23 protein-coding genes are annotated in these 24814 nt (G+C 29.7%); 18 read left to right on the top strand and 5 right to left on the bottom strand.

Annotation, left to right across the window (positions count from 1 at the left end):
• Positions 1-25: 25 nt before the first annotated feature.
• Positions 26-1369: an NADP-specific glutamate dehydrogenase gene (gene gdhA / locus L1S33_RS03345; RefSeq protein WP_240561229.1), complete on the bottom strand. Its 1344-nt coding sequence runs from the start codon at positions 1367-1369 to the stop codon at positions 26-28.
• 167 nt (positions 1370-1536) lie between these two features.
• Here gdhA and pheS point away from each other — a divergent pair, with 167 nt between their 5' ends.
• Positions 1537-2556, top strand: a complete 1020-nt coding sequence (gene pheS / locus L1S33_RS03340; RefSeq protein WP_240553016.1) for a phenylalanine--tRNA ligase subunit alpha — start codon at positions 1537-1539, stop codon at positions 2554-2556.
• A gap of 10 nt (positions 2557-2566) precedes the next feature.
• Complete coding sequence (locus L1S33_RS03335; protein ID WP_240561228.1) at positions 2567-2962, top strand: hypothetical protein; 396 nt, start codon at positions 2567-2569, stop codon at positions 2960-2962.
• Here the strand turns inward: L1S33_RS03335 and L1S33_RS03330 are convergent, their stop codons facing one another.
• Positions 2963-4438: a Na+/H+ antiporter NhaC family protein gene (locus tag L1S33_RS03330; protein ID WP_240561227.1), complete on the bottom strand. Its 1476-nt coding sequence runs from the start codon at positions 4436-4438 to the stop codon at positions 2963-2965. It lies immediately after the preceding gene.
• 106 nt (positions 4439-4544) lie between these two features.
• On the opposite strand from L1S33_RS03330, the gene glpK reads away from it, so the two are divergent.
• Positions 4545-6029, top strand: coding sequence for a glycerol kinase GlpK (gene glpK, locus L1S33_RS03325; RefSeq protein WP_240561226.1), 1485 nt, complete (start codon positions 4545-4547; stop codon positions 6027-6029).
• A complete protein-coding gene (locus tag L1S33_RS03320; protein ID WP_240561225.1) occupies positions 6029-6565 on the top strand; it encodes a pyridoxamine 5'-phosphate oxidase family protein in 537 nt (178 codons plus the stop codon). The genes glpK and L1S33_RS03320 overlap by 1 nt, the downstream gene beginning before the upstream one ends.
• Before the next feature lie 54 nt (positions 6566-6619).
• Here the strand turns inward: L1S33_RS03320 and L1S33_RS03315 are convergent, their stop codons facing one another.
• Positions 6620-7798, bottom strand: a complete 1179-nt coding sequence (locus tag L1S33_RS03315; protein WP_240550985.1) for an acyl-CoA dehydrogenase family protein — start codon at positions 7796-7798, stop codon at positions 6620-6622.
• Positions 7799-7880: 82 nt separating this feature from the next.
• Here L1S33_RS03315 and rnpA point away from each other — a divergent pair, with 82 nt between their 5' ends.
• From rnpA to L1S33_RS03245, 14 genes are all read left to right on the top strand, one after another.
• Positions 7881-8270 carry a ribonuclease P protein component gene (gene rnpA / locus L1S33_RS03310; protein WP_072556387.1) on the top strand — a complete coding sequence of 130 codons (390 nt, stop codon included), beginning with the start codon at positions 7881-7883 and terminating at the stop codon, positions 8268-8270.
• Positions 8257-9885 carry a S41 family peptidase gene (locus L1S33_RS03305; protein ID WP_240561224.1) on the top strand — a complete coding sequence of 543 codons (1629 nt, stop codon included), beginning with the start codon at positions 8257-8259 and terminating at the stop codon, positions 9883-9885. The genes rnpA and L1S33_RS03305 overlap by 14 nt, the downstream gene beginning before the upstream one ends.
• Before the next feature lie 32 nt (positions 9886-9917).
• Entirely contained in the window at positions 9918-11597 is a 1680-nt protein-coding gene (locus L1S33_RS03300) for a DUF6909 family protein (protein WP_240561223.1), read from the top strand.
• Positions 11598-11607: 10 nt separating this feature from the next.
• Complete coding sequence (locus L1S33_RS03295; protein ID WP_240561222.1) at positions 11608-12645, top strand: hypothetical protein; 1038 nt, start codon at positions 11608-11610, stop codon at positions 12643-12645.
• 3 nt (positions 12646-12648) lie between these two features.
• Complete coding sequence (rfbB, locus tag L1S33_RS03290) at positions 12649-13656, top strand: dTDP-glucose 4,6-dehydratase (RefSeq protein WP_240561221.1); 1008 nt, start codon at positions 12649-12651, stop codon at positions 13654-13656.
• The gene (rfbA, locus tag L1S33_RS03285) at positions 13656-14510 is read left to right on the top strand and encodes a glucose-1-phosphate thymidylyltransferase RfbA (protein ID WP_240561220.1); all 855 of its coding nucleotides are present in this window, start codon (positions 13656-13658) and stop codon (positions 14508-14510) included. The genes rfbB and rfbA overlap by 1 nt, the downstream gene beginning before the upstream one ends.
• On the top strand, positions 14510-15055 hold the full coding sequence (gene rfbC, locus L1S33_RS03280; protein WP_240561219.1) for a dTDP-4-dehydrorhamnose 3,5-epimerase: 546 nt from the start codon (positions 14510-14512) through the stop codon (positions 15053-15055). The genes rfbA and rfbC overlap by 1 nt, the downstream gene beginning before the upstream one ends.
• The gene (locus tag L1S33_RS03275; protein ID WP_240561218.1) at positions 15056-16324 is read left to right on the top strand and encodes an MATE family efflux transporter; all 1269 of its coding nucleotides are present in this window, start codon (positions 15056-15058) and stop codon (positions 16322-16324) included.
• Positions 16321-17601, top strand: a complete 1281-nt coding sequence (locus tag L1S33_RS03270) for a hypothetical protein (RefSeq protein ID WP_240561217.1) — start codon at positions 16321-16323, stop codon at positions 17599-17601. Before L1S33_RS03275 ends, L1S33_RS03270 begins: the two co-directional genes overlap by 4 nt.
• Positions 17588-18766 (top strand): glycosyltransferase family 4 protein, encoded by a 1179-nt coding sequence (locus L1S33_RS03265; protein WP_240561216.1) that lies wholly within the window; start codon positions 17588-17590, stop codon positions 18764-18766. The genes L1S33_RS03270 and L1S33_RS03265 overlap by 14 nt, the downstream gene beginning before the upstream one ends.
• Before the next feature lie 200 nt (positions 18767-18966).
• Positions 18967-19971: an O-antigen ligase family protein gene (locus L1S33_RS03260; protein WP_240561215.1), complete on the top strand. Its 1005-nt coding sequence runs from the start codon at positions 18967-18969 to the stop codon at positions 19969-19971.
• Between the two features lie 20 nt (positions 19972-19991).
• A complete protein-coding gene (locus L1S33_RS03255) occupies positions 19992-20717 on the top strand; it encodes a glycosyltransferase (protein ID WP_368389513.1) in 726 nt (241 codons plus the stop codon).
• A 36-nt stretch (positions 20718-20753) separates the two neighbouring features.
• Complete coding sequence (gene purD / locus L1S33_RS03250) at positions 20754-22028, top strand: phosphoribosylamine--glycine ligase (protein ID WP_240561213.1); 1275 nt, start codon at positions 20754-20756, stop codon at positions 22026-22028.
• A gap of 1 nt (position 22029) precedes the next feature.
• Positions 22030-23079, top strand: coding sequence for a glycosyltransferase (locus L1S33_RS03245; protein WP_240561212.1), 1050 nt, complete (start codon positions 22030-22032; stop codon positions 23077-23079).
• On the opposite strand, the gene L1S33_RS03240 is transcribed toward L1S33_RS03245, so the two are convergent.
• Together L1S33_RS03240 and L1S33_RS03235 are read right to left on the bottom strand one after the other, a co-directional pair.
• Positions 23044-24084 carry a sensor histidine kinase gene (locus L1S33_RS03240; protein ID WP_240561211.1) on the bottom strand — a complete coding sequence of 347 codons (1041 nt, stop codon included), beginning with the start codon at positions 24082-24084 and terminating at the stop codon, positions 23044-23046. The two genes, L1S33_RS03245 and L1S33_RS03240, sit on opposite strands and share 36 nt — an antisense overlap.
• Before the next feature lie 10 nt (positions 24085-24094).
• Complete coding sequence (locus tag L1S33_RS03235; protein ID WP_240551001.1) at positions 24095-24793, bottom strand: response regulator transcription factor; 699 nt, start codon at positions 24791-24793, stop codon at positions 24095-24097.
• Positions 24794-24814 lie beyond the last annotated feature (21 nt).

Genomic DNA, 24814 nt, shown 5'->3' with positions numbered 1-24814 from the left:
GCTTTTTTATTTTATTAAGATTTTGTTATACAACTCCTTGGTCTAGCATAGCGTCTGCTACTTTAACAAACCCAGCTACGTTTGCGCCTTTAACATAGTCTACATAACCATCTGCTTGTGTTCCATATTCTACACAAGAAGCATGAATATCATTCATAATTCCATGTAATTTAGCATCAACCTCTTCTCTTGTCCAATTGTAACGTAAAGAATTCTGACTCATTTCTAAACCAGATGTTGCAACTCCACCAGCGTTAGATGCTTTTCCTGGAGCAAATAAAATTTTTGCAACATGGAATGCTTCAATAGCTTCTGGAGTAGAAGGCATATTTGCTCCTTCAGACACACAAATACATCCGTTTTCTATTAATGTTTTAGCTTCTGCTCCGTTTAACTCATTTTGAGTTGCACATGGCAAAGCAATATCACACTTTACTCCCCAAGGTCTTTCTCCTTTAAAGAATTTTGCTTTTGGATATTTTTCTAAATACTCGTGAATTCTTCCTCTTCTAACATTTTTAATTTCCATAATAAATGCTAATTTATCAGTATCAATACCTTCAGCATCATAAATATATCCAGAAGAATCTGACATCGTAACTACTTTAGCACCAAACTCTGTTGCTTTTTCAGTAGCATATTGAGCCACATTTCCAGAACCTGAAACCGCTACTGTTTTTGCTTCAAAAGAATCTCCTTTAGCATTTAACATGTTTTGTGCAAAGTACACGTTTCCGTAACCTGTTGCTTCTGGTCTAATTAAAGATCCTCCCCAAGTTGGACCTTTTCCTGTTAAAACACCAACAAACTCATTGCGTAATTTTTTATATTGACCGAACATAAATCCGATTTCTCTTCCTCCAACACCAATATCACCAGCAGGTACATCTGTATTTGCTCCAATATGACGGAATAATTCTGACATGAAAGCTTGACAAAATGCCATAACTTCTCTATCCGATTTTCCTTTGGGATTAAAGTCAGAACCACCTTTTCCTCCACCCATTGGTAAAGTAGTTAGTGAGTTTTTAAATACCTGTTCGAAGCCTAAAAATTTTAAAATAGATAAGTTTACAGAAGAATGAAAACGTAAACCTCCTTTATAAGGTCCAATTGCAGAATTAAACTCTACTCTATAACCTCTATTAACTTGTGTTTCTCCACTATCATCAACCCAAGGTACACGAAACATTAATGTTCTCTCAGGTTCTACCATTCTTTCTAATAGTTTTTTCCCTTGATACTTAGGGTTGTCCTCTATAAACGGAATTACAGTTTCTGCTACTTCATGAACAGCTTGTAAAAATTCAGGTTCATTTGTATTACGTTCTTTAACGTAATCCATAAAATCATTTATTTTAGACTCCATAATTTTAACTATATATTTTTATGATTATGATAATTTACACAACAAATATAGTTTTTTTCTTGTTTTTAATTTAATTTTAAAATTTATTTTACACCATTTGAAGTCTTCCAAAAAACAATTACTATTTTCATTTAAAAACCATAAATTTGCAACTTAATTTTGATGTAATGTTAGACAAGATAAAAGAGTTGATTGGTGATGTAAATGCTTTTTCTGGAGTTTCTTCGGAAGAAATTGAAGCATTCAGAATTAAGTTTTTAGGAAGTAAAGGAATCTTAAAAGATTTATTTGCTGAATTTAAAAACGTGCCTAACGACCAAAAGAAAGAATTTGGGCAAACAATTAATACCTTAAAACAAGCTGCAGAAGCTAAAGTAGCTTCTTTAAAAGAGGCTTTAGAAAACGCTGTTGAAGAAAAAGGAGTTTATGGCGATTTAACACGCCCGTCTGAACCTATTGAACTAGGTTCTCGTCATCCAATTTCATTGGTTAAAAATCAAATTATTGAGGTTTTTAACAGAATTGGTTTTACCGTTTCTGAAGGTCCAGAAATTGAAGATGATTGGCATAATTTTACTGCCTTAAATTTACCAGAATATCATCCAGCAAGAGATATGCAGGATACTTTTTTTATTGACAAAAATCCAGATACTTTGTTAAGAACACATACTTCTTCTGTACAAGTTCGCTATATGGAAGAAAACGAGCCACCAATTAGAACAATTTCTCCAGGAAGAGTTTTTAGAAATGAAGATATTTCTGCTCGTGCGCACTGTATTTTTCATCAAGTTGAAGGTTTATATATTGATACAGATGTTTCTTTTGCAGATTTAAAACAAACACTTCTATACTTTACAAAAGAGATGTTTGGTAAATCTAAAATTCGTTTACGTCCTTCTTATTTTCCTTTTACAGAGCCAAGTGCAGAAGTAGATATTTATTGGGGATTAGAAACTGAAACCGATTATAGAATTACCAAAGGAACAGGTTGGTTAGAAATTATGGGCTGCGGAATGGTAGATCCAAACGTTCTTAAAAATGCCAATATTGACCCAACAAAATACTCTGGTTATGCCTTTGGAATGGGAATTGAACGAATTGCCATGTTATTATATCAAATACCAGATATTAGAATGTTTTATGAAAACGATAAACGTTTCTTAGAACAATTTAAGTCTGTATTATAATAATTTTGATTTGAAAAAAGATATTAAAATTCCTGAAGTTAAAGACGTAGAAGTTGCTGTTGTTTATGAATACAATGATATTTATAAAACAGACGATTGGAACGTTTACATCATCAATAAAAAAGAAGTTGATTTAGAAATGGTTGTAATTGTTACACAAGGTTTTTCTGAAACAAAAACAACCTCTTTAATGCGTAAAAAGTTAGATGTTTTACCTGCAAATTCTTTTGCTAAAATTGAATTTATTCAACCAGAATTATTCAAACTACACAATCGTTTTCAGGTTACTTTTTTTGAAGGAAACACTTTATACGACAAAACTTTTCTATTCGAAAAAGACACTATTAAAGAAGGTGCTTTACGTATGATTTCTGTAATTAAAAAACGTGGAATTTTAGCGAAATAATTACCCCATAAAACCAATAATCAAATACATAATAACGGTAATTACTCCACCAATTAGTGCATAAGGTAATTGTGTTTTTACATGATCTATATGATCACTTGCAGATGCCATTGATGCAATAATAGACGTGTCTGAAATTGGAGAACAATGATCTCCAAAAATCCCGCCACCTAAAGTTGCGGCCACAATTATAGTAATATCAGAACCATGAATGTTTGCCATGGGTACAGAAATTGCCAACATTATAGCAAAAGTTCCCCAAGAAGTTCCTGTAGAAAAGGCAATAAATGAACTAATGATAAAAACTACTGCAGGCAATAATTCAGGCGATAACCAATCTTTAGTAACATCAGCTACATAAACACCTGTTTCTAATGCCTTACAAGCATCTCCAATAGCAAATGCCAACAACATTAATAGCGCTAAAGGCATTAACTCACTAATTCCTTTTAAGGTTAAACTCACCATTTCTTTTGGCTTCATTATTCCTTGAATAAAATACATAATCATTGCTACTAAAAGTGCAGTTATTACTGCATATAATACTGATGAAGAACCAGAGCCATTTCCAATAGCTTGTTGCACGTGATTTAAAAATGATGTAGAACTTTCTACAGCACTCCAACCTGTATAAATTAAATTTATTGGCATCATAAAAACCATCACTAATAAAGGTACGATCATATTATAGGCTTTTGCTTTTATACCTTCTTTTGGCGGATACGAAGTTACTTCATCAGAAACCATTGGCTTAGAGTTTGGATTCATTAACTCGCCAGTTTCTTTGGTTCTTTTTTCGGCTTTAGCCATTAATTTAAAGTCCTTTTTTGAGAAAATCACAATAAAAACAATCGCAATTGCCAACAACGGATAAAAATTATATTTAATAGAACTAATCAATACCGAAAATGGTTTTTCTATTCCTTGCGTTAACAATAAACCCATAATAAATGCGCCCCAAGCATTAAATGGGATTAAAATAGATGAAGGAGCTGAGCTAGAATCTGCAATATAGGCGAGTTTTTCTCTCGGAATACCCAGTTTATCAAAAATTGGTCTGTATAAAGTTCCTACTGTTAAAGAGCTAATACTTGTTTCAACAAATAACAACAAACCCGTTAGAGTTGCTAAAACCTGCACCATTACTCTACTATGACCTGCTTTTTTGTTTTCAAATTTTACCATCCATTTTTGAAGCAGGTTTACAAAACCTTCAACACCTTTAGAATACTGAATAAATATTAACAAAGCGCCAACTAAAGCACTAAACATTATGGTTCTGGTGTTTCCTTTAGATTGAAAAACATCTACCATTCCTTCAATCATAGACATTGTTCCAACAATTGGATTCCAACCTTCAATAATTAACCAAGAAAACCAAATACCAAATAATAGCGCTATATAAACTTGTTTAGTTCGTAATGCTAATATAATTGCCACTATTGGCGGTAAAACTGATAAAAAACCATACTCCATAAAATACTTTTTTTAAGATTTTAAAGGTATACATTAATGTCTATACTTTTAGGTTGTTTTTCTTATTTCATATTTTGTAAATTGCTGTTCTTATTTTATGTAGCAAATGACAAATAAATATATCGTAGCTTTAGATCAAGGAACTACAAGTTCTCGTTCGGTAATTGTAAACGAAAACGGGCAAATTGTAGGAATGGCACAACAAGAGTTTGCCCAAATATTTCCTAATTCTGGTTGGGTAGAACATAATCCGTTAGAAATTTTAGAAAGCCAACTTTCAACCTTAAAAAAAGCGATAGCAATTGCTAATATTTTACCTTCAGAAATTGTTGGAATCGGAATTACAAATCAGCGTGAAACTACCGTTGTATGGAACAAAAATACAGGAAAACCTATTTATAATGCAATTGTTTGGCAAGACAAACGAACTGCGGATATTTGCGAAGAATTAAAGAAAAACGGATTAGAAAACCATATTAAAAAAACAACAGGTTTAGTAGTTGATAGCTATTTTTCAGCAACAAAAATCAATTGGATTTTAAACAATGTTGAAGGTGCACAAAAAGAAGCAGAAAATGGAAATTTACTCTTCGGAACTGTTGATTCTTGGTTACTTTGGAATTTAACCAACGGTGAAGTACACGCAACAGATTACAGTAATGCTTCGCGAACCATGTTATTCGACATTAAAAATTTATGTTGGGATGAAAAAATTCTTACAGAATTAAACATTCCAAAATCGATGTTACCAGAAGTAAAACCCTCTTCTTTTAACTTCGGAAGTTATGAACTGGATGGAAACCAAATTCCGATTGCAGGAATTGCAGGAGATCAACAAGCAGCACTTTTTGGACAAGCGTGTTTTAATAAAGGGGAAGCAAAAAACACCTACGGAACAGGTTGTTTTATGTTAATGAATACAGGAACAGAATTAGAATACTCAAAAAACGGATTGTTAACTACAATTGCTTGGGGAATAAACGATAAAGTATATTACGCTTTAGAAGGAAGTGTTTTTGTAGCAGGTTCTGCAATACAATGGTTGCGAGATGGTTTAGAGATTATCAGTTCGGCAAAAGAAAGTGAGAAATTAGCAAGTTTGGTTAAAGACGAAAATCCTGTTGTGGTTGTTCCTGCATTTGCTGGTTTAGGCGCTCCGTATTGGGACATGTACGCGCGTGGTGCCGTTTTTGGGTTAACACGAGATACTGGAAAAAATCATTTAATAAAAGCCACATTAGAGTCTTTAGCCTATCAAACAAAAGATATTTTAGACGTAATGCAAAAAGATAGCGAAGTACAATTAACCTCTCTTAAAGTTGATGGCGGCGCATGTGCAAATAACTTAATAATGCAGTTTCAGGCAGATATGTTAAATGCTGAAGTAGAAAGACCAGAAATTATTGAAACAACGGTTATGGGCGCTGCTTATTTAGCCGGAATTTGTGTTGGCTTATGGAAACAAGAAGACATTCTTAAAAGAAGAAAAATTGATAAAACATTTTCGCCTACTTTTTCTCAAGAAAAAAAAACGAGATTGTATAAAAAATGGCAAAAAGCTGTTGAAAGAACTAAAAACTGGATTGACTAATGGCAAAATTTACAAATAAAATAACCAAGAGAATACAAGCCTTTATTGAAGCGCAAAAACTATTTTTTGTAGCAACCGCTCCTAAAGATGGACGTATTAATTTATCTCCTAAAGGAATGGATTCTTTTAGAGTTTTAGATGAAAAAACAGTTGCTTGGCTAAGTGTTACTGGAAGCGGAAATGAAACCTCTGCGCATTTATTAGAAAATGGGAAAATGACCATTATGATGTGTGCTTTTGAAGGTGCTCCAAATATATTGAGGCTCTACGGAACAGCTATTGAAGTGTTACCAAAAGATGAAAACTGGACTGATTTAGCAGTTAATTTTCCTGAGATTCCTGGAACACGTCAAATATTTGTAATGACCATAGATTCTACTCAATCTTCTTGTGGAATGTCAATTCCCTTTTACGAATACAAAGGAGAAAGAAACGAGTTAAATGATTGGGCAGCTTCAAAAACAGAAGAAGAATTACAAACCTACATTCAAGAAAAAAATTCAGAAAGTATTGATGGTTTAGAAACTAAGAAATAAAAAAAGCATCGTTTTTAAACGATGCTTTTCAATATTATAAAAGAATTTATCTTTCTATTTAAAAGCATTCAAACCAGTAACATCAAAACCTGTAATTAATAAATGAATATCGTGTGTACCTTCATAGGTAATTACACTTTCTAAATTCATAGAATGGCGCATTATAGAATATTCTCCACTAATTCCCATTCCGCCTAACATTTGTCTTGCTTCTCTGGCTATTTTTATTGCCATATCTACATTGTTTCGTTTTGCCATAGAAATTTGTGCAGATGTTGCTCTATCTTCATTTCGTAAAACACCTAAACGCCAAGCTAGTAATTGTGCTTTGGTAATTTCTGTAATCATCTCCGCTAATTTTTTCTGCTGTAATTGAAACTGACCAATTGGTTTTCCGAATTGCATTCTTTCCTTAGAATAACGCAAAGCAGTGTCATAACAATCCATTGCAGCACCAATTGCGCCCCAAGCAATTCCATATCTGGCAGAATCTAAACAACCTAACGGCGCGCCTAAACCAGATTTGTTTGGTAATAAGTTTTCCTTCGGAACTTTTACGTTGTCAAAAATTAATTCTCCAGTTGAAGAAGCACGTAATGACCATTTGTTATGCGTTTCTGGTGTAGAAAAACCTTCCATACCACGTTCCACAATAAGTCCGTGAATTCTTCCTTCTTCATTCTTAGCCCAAACAACAGCAATTTGACAAAAAGGTGCATTAGAAATCCACATTTTTGCGCCGTTTAATAAATAATGGTCGCCCATATCTTTAAACTTAGTTTCCATTCCGCCTGGATTAGAACCATGATTTGGCTCTGTTAAACCAAAACTTCCCATCCATTCTCCAGAAGCTAATTTTGGTAAATATTTTTTACGTTGCTCCTCATTTCCGTATTTCCAAATTGGATACATTACTAAAGAAGATTGCACTGAAGATGTGCTACGAACACCAGAATCTCCACGTTCTATTTCCTGCATAATTAAACCGTATGAAATTTGATCTAAACCTGCACCACCATATTCTTCTGGAATATAAGGTCCAAAAGCACCAATTTCTGCCAAACCTCCAATAATTTGTGTTGGAAATTCTGCACGTTGTGCATAGTCTTCAATAATTGGAGAAACTTCTTTTTTTACCCATTCGCGAGATGCATCTCTAACTAATTTATGTTCATCAGTAAGTAAATCATCTATATTGTAATAATCTGGAGCTTGAAATAAATCTGGTTTCATACGTTGCTATATTCTTAGTTTTATATTGTAAAAATAGGAATAAAAATGATTTTTTAGCTTTGTTTTGGTATGTTTGTAAAAGATGAAATTTACACTAGGGAAATTAGAGCGCCTAAAAAGCAAAAAATTAATAGAAAAACTATACAAAGATGGTATTTCTATAAAATCGTATCCATTACGAATTGTTTACCTTCAAACGGAACATACTTCTAGTTTTCCTGCTCAAGTTGGTGTTTCTGTTTCTAAAAGAAATTTTAAACACGCTGTAGACAGAAATAGAATTAAAAGATTACTAAGAGAAAGTTATAGAAAACAAAAACACACGGTATACAACGCTGTAGAAAAACCGTATGTTTATATGATTTCGTATCTTGCCAAAGAGGAAGTTCCTTATACTGAAATTGAGACTAAAATGGAGAGTTTACTTGCTAAATTCATCCAAAAAATAGAAAAAGAAAATGATGAAAAATAAAAAAACTACAGGCTTATTTTTAGTGGTTTTAATAGCAATTTCTTTTGCTTTTAAGCAATCACCTTTTTTTGAAATAGCAAAACAAATAGAAATATATAATACGTTATTTAAAGAGTTAAATATAAATTATATAAATGAAATTAACCCAGGAGATTTAACAGATAAATCCATAAAAAACACTCTTAAAAACTTAGATCCTTACACCAATTTCTTTAACGAGCAAGATGTAGAAGATGCTCAAATTAGAAGAGAAGGTGAATATGGCGGAATTGGAATTGCTACTTTTTATGATAAAAATGGAATTACAGTTTCAGAAGTTTACGAAGGTTTTTCTGGAGATAAAGCTGGTTTAAAAGCTGGAGATATTATTTTTAATGTAAACAATCAAAATTTAGAAGGTTTAGAACGCGAACAACTTTCTTCAATTTTAAAAGGTATTCCAGGAAAGAAACTTGCTTTAAAAGTTAACAGAAATGGAACAACTTTAGATATTAATTTACAATTAGATAAAGTTGTAATAAATCCGGTTCCTTTTTCTAATATGATAGATACTGAAACTGGTTATATTGTTTTAACAAGGTTTAATGCAATTGCGTCTTCCGAAGTAAAAAAAGCTTTTCTTTCTTTGAAAGAAAAAGGAATGAAAAAACTAGTTTTAGATTTAAGAGGAAACCTTGGAGGATCGTTGAGAGAAAGCATAAACATTGTTAACTTTTTTGTTCCTAAAGGAAGTAAAGTAGTAGAAACTCGTGGTAAAACGCAAGCTAACAGTAGCACTTATAGAGGAAATAAAGCTCCTTTAGATTTAGAAATTCCGATTGTAGTTTTAATAAACGGACGTTCTGCTTCAGCATCAGAAATTGTTTCAGGAGCGCTACAAGATTATGATAGAGCCGTTATTTTAGGAGAACGTTCTTTTGGAAAAGGGTTGGTACAACGTTATTTTCCGCTAAGCTATGGAACACAAGCAAAAATTACAATTTCTAAATATTACACACCAAGCGGAAGATGTATTCAAGAACTAGACTACGGAAATAGAGACTCAAAAACAGGCGAAGTTCCAAAGTTTTCTGACGGAACCGTAAACAAATTTACTACTACTAACGGAAGACCTGTTTATGATGGTGGTGGCGTTACACCAGACATAAAAATAGAACGCACTAAAAAAACAGCAGCAACAGAAAATTTAATAAAATCGAGAGCAATTTTTCATTTTTCTACAGATTATTTAGCTAAAAACAATGCTGTAAGTATAGAAAACTACACGTTTTCAAATACAGATTTTAATCAATTTAAAAATTACCTTCTTACACAAGACACAACATTTGTTACCAAACAAGAAAGGTTATTTAAAGAAGCTTATAGCTCAGTTGAAAAAAATGGTTTTATCTCTAGTGATTACGAGAAAATTCAACAAAAATTAAAACAAGAAAAAGTAGCAGAAATTGCCAAAAATCAAGATGTTTTATCAGAAATACTTCAAAATGAAATTTTAGAACAAAAATTTTATAAAAAAGGAATGTACAAACATCATTTAACGTTTGATGAAACTATAAAAGAAGCTGTTAAAATACTTAATAATGCTTCACAAATGAATACTATTTTGAGTAAGTAAAAGTTCTTACCTTTACCAATTAATTTTAAAAAATGTCACAAACAAAACATAAAGACCGTACAAGAGCACAAGAATCTACTAACGCTATTGAACTTTTATACATAACAATGCGCCACTTATTTAGTCGTGGCTTTTACAAACCAATGGGAGTTTCTGGAGAAACGCTAAGAAAATCATTACTTTCTTTACGTCCAGAAATTTATGGTTCTATTGCAGAAGATCGTGTAGAATTAAACGGTTTAGTATATGTAATAGAACGTTTGCCAGAAGGAATTGAAGAATGTCAGTTTATAAATTTAACTGCAGACGAAGGCTACAAGGATTCGCATTTTAAAGCAATAATTCCTCCTAAAAGAAGAAGAAACTGTTATAGAATTGACAAAGATCAAATGAATATTGAGATTACCAGAGGAAGATCTGAAATCTATGATATTTTAACACACCTTACTTTTTTATTTATTGAATCTCATAAGATAAAAGAACGTGTTTTACTAAATGAAAATAAAACCTACACAAGAGAATGGGTTAATTTAGAAGACGTTGTACTTAACAATAAAAAATTAACAGAAAAAGAAAGAGAAGTAACAACAGTACATCTAGGTAATATTTTAGGTAGAACTTACCAAGAAGTAGCTAATATTTACAATACTTTTTCTAGTGAAGAAAACCCGGATCGCTTTTTTCAAATAATATATTGGTTAGGTAAATTAGCTATTAATGAAACTTTAGACAATAACAAACGTACTGTAACATTTAGTTCTGTTTTAATTGAAGAAATTGGGCATCATATTTATGGAGAAATTTGGGCAAACGACATTAAGAAAACATTGTTAGATAACAATTTATTACAAAGACCAATTCATATAATTAGTGCAAATATGCACAGTGTTTTAAATTCTATTTATGCACACAACGCTTTACCTTCTGAAGCTAAAAAACATACTGGTTTTGGTTTATATGAATTATTAAGTGATAATGATAGTAAGCCTTTACAAACAAAGGTTAAAAACTACGCTTCTAAAAATGGTCTTATTTATTTAAAAGATAAATCTGGCACAAATATTAATGTACAAATTATAGATACTGATTGTATCGATTTTACAAATGTACCGTTTGAAAAACAATATTCTAAAGGAGAAAAACCTGTAATTATTGTTATGGATTATGCGTTTGGAGAACAAGCATATGAAACAATGGACGAGCTTTTAAAACCATACAAAGTTAATGGAGAAAAAATTCATTTAGATGTAAAATCTGTTTCAATAATGGGTAAAGCTGGTATTTTAGAGGGTGGAAAAGGAGATATTATGATTCCTTCTTCACATATTTTTGAAGGAACTGCAGATAATTATCCATTTAAAAACGAACTATCTAGAGAAGATTTAGAAGGTTTTGGAGTTAAATCTTTTGATGGATCAATGGTTTCGGTTTTAGGAACCTCATTACAAAACAAAGAGCTTTTAAAGTTTTTCCACGATTCTACTTGGAATGTAATTGGTTTAGAAATGGAAGGTGCTCATTACCAAAAAGCAATACAATCTGCCTCTAAAATTAGAGGAAATATTTCAGAAAATGTAAAAGTACGCTATGCATATTACGCATCAGATAATCCTCTAGAAACAGGTGCTACTTTAGCTTCTGGCGGATTAGGAATGAGCGGAGTTACGCCTACATATGCAATTACACAAAAAATATTAGAACAAATTTTTTAATAGTTAAACTATGTCAAACAATCCAAAAAACAACGACGAAGAAATAGAAATAGGTTCTTTGTTTGTAATTTTAGGTAACGGAATTCAACGCTTTTTTACTTTTATAGGAAGTATATTTAAAGGATTGTTTCATTTTTTAATTAAAATACTGCTGTTTGTTAAAAAAAACAGTCTAAAATTAGGTATAGCTGCTTTTATTGGAGCAACCATAGGATTTGTTTTAGAGGTAAATAAAGATCAACATTACGGAGCAGATATGTTGGTGCAACCCAACTTTGAGAGTTCTCGCCAACTGTATAATAATGTAAAATATTATAATGATTTAGTTAAACAAAAAGACATTCCTTTATTAGCAAAAACTTTTAAAATATCTACTGATGAAGCATCTTCTTTAAGAAAATTTGAAATGTTTCCTTTAAAAAGTGAAAATGATATAATTACTGCTTATGATAATTTAATTTTAGAAGTAGATACACTTACTGCAAAAAGTTATTCTTTTGAAAAATTTAAACGAGCTTTTACAGATTTTGATTATAAAACACATCAAATACAGGTAAAAGCTACTGATAAAAATGTTTTTGGGAGTTTAAGTGGTGTAATTATTTCTTCAATTGTAGAGAATGAATATTTTAATAAGGTTAGAAACCTTAACAACGAAAATTTAAACAGAACGGATTCTTTATTACGTATAAATTTAGCGCAAACTGATACACTTTTAACTGTATATAAAAACGTTCTTTTAGAAAAAGCAAAAAAAGAAAATGCTGCTACAAATATAGATTTAGGCGGAAAATCTTCATCAACTAATGAGTTAGAGCTATTTAATACTAAGAGGTCTTTAAATGAAGAGTTAAAAGAAATAACTCGAAATAAATCGGAGAAATCTGATGTAATAAATGTTATTTCTAAACTACAGTCTCATGGTTATGAAATTACTGGTATTTCTAAAAACCTAGCATTTCAAATTGCAGCTCTTTGTGTATTACTTATGATATTATTGCTATTGTTATTACAATTAAATAATTACTTAGAAAGTTACAAAAAGTAAGTAATGCAAACAATTTTAGTTACAGGAGGCGCAGGTTTTATTGGAAGTAATTTTATTCCTTATTTTATTGAACAGAATACAGATGTTCACATTGTAAATGTTGACCTTCTTACCTATGCTGGTAATCTAGAAAACCTTACTGAAATTGAAAAAAATCCTAGATACACTTTTGAAAAAGGGGATATTTGCGATAGAGATTTTATTCAATCTCTTTTTAATAAATACAACTTTATTGGTGTTATTCATTTTGCAGCAGAATCTCATGTAGATAATTCTATTAAAAATCCAGATGCTTTTATACAAACCAACGTTTTTGGTACATTTAACCTTCTAGATATTGCAAGAAACCACTGGATGAAATCCCCAGGTAAATATAAAAATGAATTTTTAAATTCTAGATTTCATCATATTTCTACGGATGAAGTTTATGGAACCTTAGGAGAAACAGGTTTGTTCACAGAAGAAACTCCGTATGCACCAAACAGTCCATATAGCGCTTCAAAAGCTTCTTCAGATTTTTTAGTTCGAAGCTATTTTCATACGTACGGAATGGATGTTGTTACTACAAATTGTTCTAACAATTACGGACCAAAACAACATGATGAAAAATTAATTCCTACTATTATTAGAAAAGCCATTACTGGAGAAAACATTCCTATTTATGGAGATGGAAAAAACATTAGAGATTGGTTATACGTTTTAGACCATTGTAAGGGAATTAGTTTAGTTTACAAAAAGGGGAAGTCAGGTGAAACCTATAATATTGGTGGGAAAAACGAGCGTAACAATTTGTATATTGCAAACACAATTTGCGAATTATTAGATAAAATTCAACCTAAAGAAAAATCGTATAAAGAACAAATTAGTTTTGTTTCAGATCGACCAGGACACGATTTTAGATACGCTATAGATGCTTCTAAAATTGAAAATAAATTGAATTGGAAAGCAGAAGAAAATTTTGAAACAGGTATTCTAAAAACCATTAAATGGTATTTAAATAATTATAAATAATGAAAGGAATTGTACTTGCAGGAGGTTCAGGAACACGTTTACACCCACTAACTTTAGCGGTAAGTAAACAATTGATGCCTGTGTATGATAAACCAATGATTTATTACCCTATTTCTACATTAATTTCAGCAGGAATTAATGAAATATTAATTATTTCTACATCGCAAGATTTACCGTTATTTCAAAAGTTATTAGGAGATGGTAAAAGTCTAGGCTGCAATTTTCAATATGCAGTTCAAGAACACCCAAACGGTTTAGCGGAAGCTTTTTTAATTGGTAAAGAATTTATTGGAAAGGATAAAGTTGCTTTAATTTTAGGTGATAATATTTTTTATGGAACTGGTTTGGCTAATTTGCTAAAGGCAAATAATAATCCTGATGGCGGAATCATTTATGCATACCATGTTCAAGATCCTGAAAGATATGGTGTAGTTGAATTTGATGTTGATGGAAAAGCTATATCAATTGAAGAAAAACCAGAAGAACCTAAGTCTAATTACGCTGTTCCTGGAATATATTTCTATGATAATAATGTTGTAAATATTGCCAAAAACATTAAACCTAGTAAAAGAGGCGAATTAGAAATTACCGACATAAACAAAGAATATCTAAAAAACGGAAAACTTAGTGTTTCAATTTTAGATAGAGGAACCGCTTGGTTAGATACTGGTACATTTGCTTCTTTAAATCAAGCTTCGCAATTTGTACAAGTTATAGAAGAGCGTCAAGGATTAAAAGTTGGATCTATTGAAGAAGCCGCTTATAAAAGTGGTTTTATATCTAAAGACCAATTACACAAGCTAGCGAAACCATTGCTAAAAAGTGGTTATGGTAAACATTTATTAGAAATTTAATGATGGTTACAAAAACTCATTTACAAGATTGTTTTGTTATTGATCCAAAAATTTTTGGTGATGATAGAGGTTACTTTTTTGAAAGTTTTAATCAACAGGTTTTTGAAGAAAAAACAGGTTTGTTAATAAACTTTGTTCAAGATAATGAAGCGTTCTCTAACAGAGGTGTTTTAAGGGGTTTACATTTTCAAAAAGGAGCTGCTGCACAAGCAAAATTAGTTAGAGTTATTAAAGGAAAAGTAGTAGATGTTGCAGTAGATGTTAGGCCCAAATCTAAAACTTATGGGAAGTTTTTTTCGATAATTTTATCAGAAGAAAACAAAAAACAATTATTTGTTCCCCGTGGTTTTGCACATGGATATGCAGTTTTAGAAGACAATACAATTTTTACTTATAAGTGCGACAATTATTATGATAGTTCTTCTGAAGGTGGTATTATTTACAACGATTCTGACTTAAAAATAGATTGGATGTTAAATGAAAATGAAATTATTCTTTCTGAAAAAGACAAAATACTTCCACTTTTAAAAAATATAGCTTTATAAATGGGTTTTTTAAAAAACCTTATAAAAAACGATAGCTTTAAAGAAGTTTTATCGGGTAGTTTTGCAAGTTTTATAACCAAAGCAATTGGTATACTATTAAATTATTTTTTAATCTATTACATCTCTAATAAAATAGGCGTAGCTTCTGTAGGTTTTTACAATATTATTCTTATTTCGCTTTTTTTAGCAACAATTTTATGTACTGGCGGTTTAAATTTTGCCATAATACCATTATTACATCGCTTTTCATCAAATAAAAAAGGATTGTATACTAAAAGTATATCTATAATATTTGTACTGCTTATAATTACAGGAATTTTGTTTTATTTTTTATTCCCTTTTATTAGTAAACCATTAAACTTTGACGCTTATAATCCTTTTACAATACTATTATTGATTTTTTTATATGTTTTTATGTTCTTTAACATAGAATATATAAGAGGGAACAAAAAAATTATTATTTCAGAAAGTCTTAGAAATATAACTTTTCCATTAATGGTTTTAATTGGAATTACTTTTGCTAGTTCTTTATTTGAAAATGGCTTTAATTTAATTCTATTTAGTGTTTTTGCCGCTACAATAATAACATTATTACCTTCTGTTTTTCATGCAGTAAAAATTGCAAAAAAAACACCTAAGAGCACAAGTGGTGTTTCTAAAAACACTTTATTAAAAACTGCAACCCCATTAATGATTATGGGTTTAAGTTCCTTTTCTCTCTCGGAAGCAAGCCTCTTTTTTTTAAAATATTATTACGATATAAAATCTGTTGGTAACTTTACTATTATTTATAAGATAAGTATTACTGCTTCTTTAGTCTTTACCATTGCCTTCGCTATTATTGGACCTAAAATTGCTGAATTATTTTGGTCTAAAAAAACCTATGAGCTTCGTAAATTATTTATGTCTTCTTTAAAAATGATATTCTTTGCAACACTTCCTATTTTTATTGCAGTCTTATTTTTTCCATCCTTTTTTCTAAGTATTTTTAATCTTTCCGCAAATTTTACATTAGAGTTAATAATTATGTTGGTTGGGCAATTCTTATATGGAATTACTGCAATCTTTGGGTTATTTTTAATGGTTACTGACAAACAAAAAATGTTTAGAAATATTTACATTGTATCAGCGGTCTTAAATCTTATTTTATGCTTTGTATTAATTCCAAAATATGGCGTTTTAGGAGCTTCAATAACAGTAGCTGTTAGTTATGTTTTTTTAAACGTACTTTGCATATATTCTTTTTATAAAAGAAATTTATTGATTTGAAAAAACATTTAAAATATTACATAAACGAAAAAGTTATTCTTAATACAATCTTTGTATTATGCTTTTTTATTTATTTAAAAAAACTACCTATTGATGTAGAAACTCAACCATTTATCTTATTTTTTTTAGGATTAGTGCTAGTTTTCTTTAACAAAATAAAGCTTACTTTTTTAGATCAATTTTTAGTTTTACATCTAGTTATTCTTACCGTATATTTTACAATTCAATTTATATTATATCAAACAGGTTTAATAGCTTTCTTTACCTATTTAGTTGGGCCAATTATTTATTTTTCATTTAAAAACAAAATACACCTACTTTCACTAAAAAAGGTAAAATATATTTCTTTACTTTTTATTGTTTTAGCTTTCGTTATATTTTTTAAAATTCCGTGGTTTTATGATTTTATAAAGTGGTTTTATTCTTTATTTATTTCTCGACCAGGTTGGATTGATGGAGATGCAATAAGAGGTTTCTCTTTATTAGCTCCCGAGCCAAGTTATTTTGCGTTTCCTGCAGTTTTGTTACTTGTTTTGTTTGATTTATTTCAGCACAAAAGTAAATCGGTAAAATGGTATAAGATTGCGTTACTAATCGTTATTATTTTCTCCAAATCGGCTTTAGTTTTTTTATACGTGTTTATTTATATTTTCTTTTTTTACTTAGGAAATAAGCCGTTTGAAATGTTGAAAAAAATTTCTCAACAGAAAATAATAATCTTTACTTCAATTTTTTTAGTATTAATAATTGCATTGTTTTTTATTGATAGCCGAGTTTCTCAAGTATTTAATAATATAACCAACTATTTTTACAGAGAAGACGGATTTAAAAAATTATTATTTGCTGAAGAAAGCGGTAGTACACGTTTTATAATTAATTACTTTGGTTTTACTTCAATAGAATTTGCTCCGTTTGGTTGGGGAATTGGAGAGTTTCAGCATAATTTTAAAGTTATAGCAAATCAATTTCCAGATATTATTTCTAAACATTGGACGTTTAAAACCGCCTACTTATATAATACTCCTATGAAAGCACAAACCTATTTTGCAAATCTTGTTGGAGATATAGGTGTTTTTTCAATTTCGGGTTTTATATTTGTTTTTTTAAGTATCTTTCAAAATACTGGAAATAACATTAAAAGAGGTTTACAATGGCTTATTTTTGTAATGCTAATTTTGGTTCAAGGTCAAATTAGCAATCCAATTCCATGGATTTTACTAGCTATTATTAACTCCAATAATTTAATAAGAGACAAAGAACTCATTGGGAAAAAATAAATTACTACTAATATTTTTTAGAGCACCTTATCCATTGTTAAGCGGTGGTCAAATACGTATGTATCAAAACTTACGTATTTTATCAAAACATTTTGACATAGATCTTTTGTTTCTTACTGATGGTCCTGTTGAAAATTCAACCATAAAAGAGTTAAGTAAATACACCAAAGATTTACATTGGTATACATTTAAAAAGAGCCAATATTATTTAAACACTTTAAGAGGTCTTTTTACTTCAGATCCATTACAAACAAATTATTTTTATAGTAGAAAAGTACAAAAATGGATAGATAGAAATATTAAAAAATATCCATACGTTTTTTGCCATACTATAAGAACGACTAAGTATGTACAAAAGCACTCTAATACTATTAAAATTGTAGATTTTGTTGATGCTATTTCTATGAATTATGAAAAAGCGTATCAAAAAAAGAATTTTGGTTTATGGAAATTACTTTATTATATTGATAAAAATCGATTAAAAAGGTACGAAGAAAAAATCTTAAATGAATTTGATAAATCTATTATTATTTCTAATGTTGATAAGGAATATATTTTATCAGAAAACTCTAAAAAGAGTATAAAAGTAGTTCCAAACTGTATTTTTCCAGATATAGTTAAAAACAATTATACTATACCTGAGAAACATAAAATCTGTTTTATTGGAAAAATGGATTATGAGCCTAACCAAACAGCTGTATTTTATTTTATTAATAAGATTTTACCTCATGTTGTAAAGAAAAATCCAACAATAAAATTTGAAGTTGTTGGTGTACAACCAACAGAACAAATTAAAAACTTATCTGTACATAATAATATAAATGTAACAGGTTATGTAGAAGATATAGAAAGGGAAATTAAAGAATCTAAAATAATAGTTGCTCCAATGGTTTCTGGTGCAGGTATTCAAAATAAAATTCTGCAATCTATGTATTTAAAAAAGTGCGTTGTTACTACAACTTTAGGGGCTGAAGGCCTTATAAACGTTACTAATAACGAAATAATTGTTGAAGATAATCCGAGTGCTTTTGCAGAAAAAATAAACTACTACTTAGCAAACAAAGACCTAAGAGATTCTATAGGGATTAATGCAAAAGAATATATTAAAAAAACTTTTTCAGAGGAAAAAGTAGAACAACTATTAAAAGAGTATTTAATTGATTAATGCAATCTCTTAAAAACATAAAATGGGAATATGTTGGCCTGCTTGTTCTGGCTTGTTTCCCAATCTTTCCATTTTTTTTAGTTTCAGTTGCAATTGCTATATTTTCGCTATTTTCAATAATTAATTACTTTGTTTACAAGCCTAACAGAAAGAATTCTCATTTCAACATAACTTTTTTTGGTATCCAAATTGCATTTTTTTTGTTTCTAATTGTAATTTCAGGGTTTAAAGATGGTTTTTCTTCGACATTTAAATATTTAGAACCCTCTATTTCTCTACTTATTTTTCCTATTATATGGTTTATTACTAGATCAGAAATTACCAAAAAACAACAAATAACTATTCTTAAAACATTTGTAATTAGTTCCCTTTTATTAGGTGTTTATATTATTGGCTATTCAAGTTACTTTTCACTTTTAAATGAAACTAAATTTATTGTTTTATCTGAAGAAATTCCTGTATTAAGTGTTCACCCTCATTATGTTGGTTTGTTCTTTTTTATGAGTATTGTAATTTTACTTTTTAAACAATTAAACATAAAAAAAAGCTTACAATTTTTTCTCATTACCTTTTTTAGTTTTTTAATACTAACAATGGCATCTAGAGCTATTTTGTTGGTTTTGTTATTGTTATTAGCAATCGAGTTTTTTAGAAAAAAAACAACTTATAAAAACAAAATAATAGCATTTTTAATAGTTGTTTTATCAATAAGTGCTGCTATTTATTTCATTCAACCTTTACAAAAAAAAATAGTAGAAGTAGCTTCTGCAAAGCAATTTGAACTACCTAATAAAAAATGGCCAACCTCCGCACAAATAAGGATTGGTTTAAATTATTGTGGATCTCCAATTATTAATGAAAACTGGGTTGCTGGAGTTGGAATTATAACTTTTGAAAGAATATTAAATACGTGTTATTCTAAATTTAATAATGCAGAAAAAACACATTACAATTCTCATAATTATTACTCTTTTCTGATAGGAAGCGCTGGTGTTTTGTGTTTGCTTTTATTTTTGTTGATGCTTTTTTGGCATTATAAAATCAGTTTAAAACAAAAAGATTGGGTTTATTTCTACTTTCTATTGCTGATTACACTTTCCTTATTTACTGAAAACATATTATCTAGGGTTTACGGAGTTGTGTTTATGCTGTTTTTTATGACTATTTTTGTTAAAACTCCACTAAAATCGAATCAAGAAAAGTAGACATATCTGCAACGATTGTTTTGTACAAAAACGATGAAAAAACCCTTCAACATACTGTTGATTGTTTTTTGAAAACACCAGTAACAAAAAAGCTTTTTTTAGTTGATAATTCTCCTACCGATATTTTAAAAAAACTGTCTAATCATAAAGACATAATATACATTTTTAACGGTAAAAACCTTGGATTTGGTTCTGGGCATAATACAATTATAAATCAGTTAGAAAACCTTTCTAATCATCATTTAATATTAAATCCAGATGTTTCTTTTTCAGAAACAGTTATTCCTAATTTATGTACTAAATTGGCTGTTGAAAGTAATATTTCGATGATTGCGCCAAAAGTTGTTTTTCCAGATGGAAAATATCAAACTTCTTGTAGAAAGTATCCAAAGCCAATCGATTTAATTAGTAGAAGATTAGGCCTTTTTAAATCAAGAGTTAGAAATCAAGAATATCAAAACATCGATTTATCAAAATCTTTTAATCCTGACTTCATCTCTGGTTGTTTTATGTTGTTTAAAACAGTAGATTTTGTAAATATTAATGGCTTTGATGAGCGCTATTTTATGTATTTAGAAGATGTTGATATTTGTAAAAAAATAGATGAAACCAATTCAAAAAAACTTTATTATCCAAAAGAGAAAATAATACATATTGCAGATTTTGGCTCTGCTAAAAACCTACGTTTATTCTTTTTTCATATTTCTTCTGCAATCAAGTATTTTAATAAATGGGGTTGGTGGTAACTTTCATATATTTGCAATAACAACACAACGATAATAATGAACATATTAATTCTTGGCTCTGGCGGTAGAGAGCACGCTTTTACATTAAAACTTACTGAAAGTAAAAAAGTAAATCAAATTTTTGTAGCACCTGGAAACGCAGGAACACACAAAATTGCAACCAATTTAAACATAAATCCAACAGATTTTAATGCAGTAAAAGAAGCTGTTTTAAAAAATGAGATTAAAATGGTTGTTGTTGGTCCAGAAGCTCCTTTGGTAGAAGGTGTTCATGATTTTTTTCTTGCTGATGCAGAATTGAAAAACATTCCTGTAATTGGCCCTAAAAAAGACGGAGCATTGTTAGAAGGATCTAAGGATTTCTCTAAAAAATTTATGCAAAAGCATGGAGTTCCAACTGCAAAATACCAGTCTTTTACAAAAGATAATTTACAAGATGGTTTTGCTTTCTTAGAAACATTAGCACCTCCTTATGTGTTAAAAGCAGATGGTTTAGCTGCAGGAAAAGGAGTGTTAATTTTAAACTCTTTAAACGAAGCTAAAGCCGAATTAGAAGAAATGGTTGCTAATAATAAGTTCGGAGAAGCTTCTACAACCGTTGTTATCGAAGAGTTTTTAAAAGGAATTGAATTATCTGTCTTTGTTTTAACTGACGGAAAAAACTATAAAATTTTACCTTCAGCTAAAGATTATAAAAGAATTGGTGAAGGTGATGCTGGTTTAAATACGGGTGGAATGGGCGCAATTTCTCCTGTTCCTTTTGCAGATGATCCTTTTTTAAATAAAGTAGAAGAATTAGTGGTTAAACCAACAATTACAGGCTTACAAAAAGACGGAATAGATTACCGTGGATTTATATTTATCGGTTTAATGAATGATAACGGAAATCCTTCTGTGGTAGAATACAACGTTAGAATGGGTGATCCAGAAACAGAAGTTGTATTACCAAGAATAGAATCGGATTTATTTGAATTGTTTGATGGAGTTGCTAATCAAAATTTAGACACAAAATCGTTTTCTGTAACACCAAAAACAGCAACTACAGTTATGTTAGTTTCTGGCGGTTATCCTGAAGGGTACGAGAAAGGTAAAGAAATTACTGGTTTTAATAATGTAAAAGATTCTATTGTTTATCATGCAGGAACAAAACTTGAAAACGACACAGTTTTAACAAATGGTGGTCGTGTAATGGCTGTTACTTCTTTCGGAAATACTATTGAAGAAGCATTAGAAAAATCGTATAATTCTATCGATAAAATTTCTTTTGATAAGATGAATTTCAGAAAAGATATTGGATTTGATTTAACTTAAAATGAATAAAAAAATAATTGTTGCGCCTTTAAATTGGGGTTTAGGTCATGCTACTCGATGCGTACCAATTATTAATTCACTTTTAAAAAATAAGTATACTCCAATAATAGCTTCTGATGGAAATTCTCTTAGGTTTTTACAAGAAGAATTTCCAAATTTAGAAAGTATAGAACTTCCTAGTTATCATATTAAATATGGTAAAAACTTAAAGTTGAGTTTGATTTTTAAAGCTCCAAAAATATGGAAAGCTGCACAAAAGGAACAGGCACTTATTAATACTTATGTTGATAAAAATAAAGATATTGTTGGAATAATTTCTGATAATAGATTTGGTGTAAAAAGCAATAAAATTCCTTCAGTTTACATTACACATCAGGTAAATGTATTATCGGGTATTACTACTTTTTTAACCAGTAAAATTCATCAAAATATTATAAAAAAGTTTGATGAATGTTGGGTTCCTGACACTAAAAATCAACTATTATCTGGAAAATTATCTTCTAGAAGTAATCTTAAAAACATAAAATATATTGGGGTTCTAAGCAGATTTCAAAAAGAAAAACTTCAAACATCAATTCCTATTTTAATAATTCTTTCTGGTCCAGAACCCAATAAAAGTTTGTTAGAGCAGAAGCTTCAAGATGAATTTTTAAATTATAAAGAGAAAGTAGTTTTAATTCAAGGAAGAATTGATAAAGTTCAAAAAATTTCAGAAGTAAATAATATTACAACTTATAATTTTATGCTTTCTAATGAACTTCAAAAAGCAATAAATTCTTCAGAAATTATTATTTGTAGAAGTGGTTATTCTTCTATTATGGATTTAGCTGTCTTGAATAAAAAAGTGTTTTTTATTCCAACTAAAAATCAATCGGAACAAGAATATCTAGCAACTTATTTAAAGGGGAAAAATCTTGCTCCTTTTTGTTCAAAAGAAGATTTTACAGCCAAAAAAATATCAGAATTAGGGTGTTATTCAGGTTTACATTCCAAAGAAACTGAGCTGAAATCAAGTTTATTTAGCCTTTTCGAGCGTAAAAGAAAACTCTGATCCTTTTCCGTAAGTACTTTTTAATAAAATCGTTTCATTATGGGCTTCAATAATGTGTTTTACAATAGATAAACCTAAACCAGAACCTCCTTGTTCTCTTGATCTACTTTGGTCTACTCTATAAAAACGTTCGAACAAACGAGATATGTTTTTTTGTTCAATTCCTTCTCCGTTATCTGAAACTCTAATAATAAACTTATTCTCATTATAGCTTTCAATACCAACAGTTGTTACACCTTTAACAACACCATATTTAATGGAGTTTACAATTAAATTAATAAGTACTTGTTGAATTTTTTCAATATCTCCTTTAACGTAAATAGGAAACTCATATATTTTATCGAATTGTAAAGAAATATTACGCTTTTTGGCCTTCATTTCAAACAAATCAAACACATTTTGCACCAATTCTAAAATATTGAAAGGTTCTATGTTTATTTTTAACTCATTAGTTTCTAATTTGGTAATCATGTCCAAATCTTTTACAATTGAAGTTAACCTCTCTACACCTTTATTTGCTCTTTCTAGGTATTTTTTTCTAATAACTTTATCTTCTGCAGCTCCTTCAATCAGCGTTAAAATATAACCTTGAACCGTAAAAAGTGGCGTTTTTAATTCGTGAGCAACATTTCCTAAAAAATCTCTTCTAAAAGAATCTCTTTCTGTTAAATTCTTAATTTCTATCGTTTTTCCTTCAACATAATTTTGCACACTTCTAGAAAGTGCTTCTACATCGGTAGTAATATTATCTCTTTTTAAATCGTTAACATCTAAAATCGAAATATCTTCATAAACCTTTTTAATACGTTGATATATAAAGTGTTCTGCTCTATATTGTATTACAAAAAATGCAACTACAAACAGTACAATTGCAAAAGTTACAACTGTAATTATTCCTAAAGATTTAAATAAAAAATAATATGAAATTACGGCTATTGCAACCGATATAAGTGTTAAGTATAACGATGATCTAAGAGCGTATTGATAGGTTTTTTTGACTTTCATTAAGTCTAAATTATAAATCTTCTCCTTCTAAAACAAACTTGTAGCCAACTCCTTTTACCGTTTTAAAGAAATCGTCTCCAATTTTTTCTCGTAGTTTTCTAATATGTACATCAATTGTTCTTCCTCCAACAACAACTTCATTTCCCCATACACTATCTAAAATAACTTCTCTTTTAAAGACTTTTCCTGGCTTAGAGGTTAATAAAGAGAATAGCTCAAATTCTTTACGTGGTAAAACAATTTTTTTACCCGCTTTAAAAACAACATATTCTTCTCTATTTATAACAATATCTCCAATAGTTGTAGTTGTACTTGCTTCTTCTTCTTTTTTTAATCTACGTAATAAAGATTTTACTTTACTTACTAAAACCTTTGGTTTTATTGGTTTTGTAATATAATCATCCGCTCCAGCATCAAAACCTGCAACTTGAGAATAATCTTCTCCTCTTGCTGTTAAAAAAGAAATAATTACATTTTCTAAATTTTTAACTTTTCTTATTTTTTCACAGGCCTCAATACCATCCATTTCAGGCATCATTATGTCTAATAAGATTAGATGTGGTATTATTTTTTTGGCTTGTTTAACAGCTTCTACACCATTTTTTGCAGTAAATATTTGATATCCTTCAGACTTTAAATTGTAACCTACAATTTCTAAAATATCTGGCTCGTCATCTACTAGTAAAATTTTTATATTTTTTGTTTTCATTATTTTTATATTCAAACACTC

It is taken from the genome of Tenacibaculum aquimarinum (genome assembly GCF_022478115.1).
Lineage (GTDB): Bacteria > Bacteroidota > Bacteroidia > Flavobacteriales > Flavobacteriaceae > Polaribacter > Polaribacter aquimarinum_A.
Note: the sequence above shows the minus strand (reverse complement) of the source record. Positions and strands in the feature narration are given on the sequence as shown.